This is a genomic window from Streptomyces sp. NPDC088124 (genome assembly GCF_040685895.1).
GTDB lineage: Bacteria > Actinomycetota > Actinomycetes > Streptomycetales > Streptomycetaceae > Streptomyces.
On record NZ_JBFBJB010000144.1, the window covers coordinates 1 to 1,284 of the forward strand.

Annotated in this window: 1 protein-coding gene; it reads left to right on the forward strand. The window is 67.1% G+C overall.

Features of this window, described 5'->3' with window-relative positions; genetic code table 11:
* Positions 1 to 856: 856 nt before the first annotated feature.
* On the forward strand, positions 857 to 1,284 hold a 428-nt coding region (locus AB0P17_RS43275), incomplete at its 3' end, for a transposase (RefSeq protein ID WP_365820625.1).

The window sequence follows — 1,284 nt, forward strand, 5'->3', positions numbered from 1 at the left end:
ACATGGAATCGAACGCCCACGGCGTCCGCGCCAGCCAGAAGGCCGAGAAGGTCACGCACACGTGCTCCGGATGCGGCTACAGCGAGACGCGCTGAGCGGCTCCACCTTCCCCGTTACCTTTTCTGTGGCCCCGCAACGGGGCGCCTGGCCCCCGGGCCCGGTATGGCTGTTTGCCCCCTGTCGAGGTGATGACCTGGGGGGTGTTGCCGCCGGGCTTCGGGGCACCGCTTGACCGCTGATGAGGGGCCTGACGACCGTCTGGTCCGGTGCAACGCCGGACCGTTTTGGGGCGGGGATGTCTGCGTAACGTGGTTGCCGGCGGTGCGCCGTGAGGCGCTTCGTTGTATCCCCGACGCAGTCGGGAGGAACTTGGAGGGATGTTCTTGGGTCGCCTGGCTCACCTGGACGCGAAAGCGCGAGGGGACAACAGCATGCCAGGGAAGCGGTGGCCGCCTGAAGGCGTCAGGGGTGATGCGCCGCAAGACCCGCTCGATACGGCCAAGGCTGGATTGCTTGAAGCCCAATTCCCAGCGGCGTCTACCACCGCCGTCGGAATGACGCCTGTCACCGACACCTCGTCCTGCCCGCCCCCGGCGCCGGTTGGCAAGGCAACCTCCGGGACGAGGAGCGTCGCCCAGCGAGGGCGGTTAAGGGGATGAATGGGCGGCCTACGTCGAGCTCGATACGTACAACGAAGACGTACCACGGGATCGCCTACGGGGCGCGAGCTCTAACCTCGCGCTTTCATGAAGCGTGCTGTCCGGCAGGTGGTCAGGGAAGCAGAAAGTGCCTCTGACTAGCGAGAATGAGGATTGCTGAGGTCCTTGTTCCCGCCACTGTCGGAGGCACTTTCCAGGTGAAGAAGCCTATCGGGTCCTATCCCTATGTCCTTGTCCGGGATGACGGCCGGGCCGTGGTCTCGCAGGCCGGTTCGGTCCTGCTGGTCGAAACGGTCCGCAAGACCGGCCTCGACCAAGCCATATCCGCGGCACTCGCCTCCTGGCGGAAACCGCGGGCCGTCCACGACCCGGGCAAGATACTCGTGGATCTTGCGTTGGCGGTCGCGCTCGGCGGGGACTGCCTCGCCGACATTGCACTGCTGCGGGCCGAGCCGGCCGTGTTCGGGCCGGTGGCCTCCGACCCGACGGTCTCCCGTCTGATCGACGTCCTCGCCACCTCCGGCGGGAAGGCACTGACCGCTGTCCGCGACGCCCGGTCCGAAGTCCGCAGACTGGTTTGGAAGTTGGCCGACCGCCGGGCTCCGGACGCCGGTGGGCAGGTGAT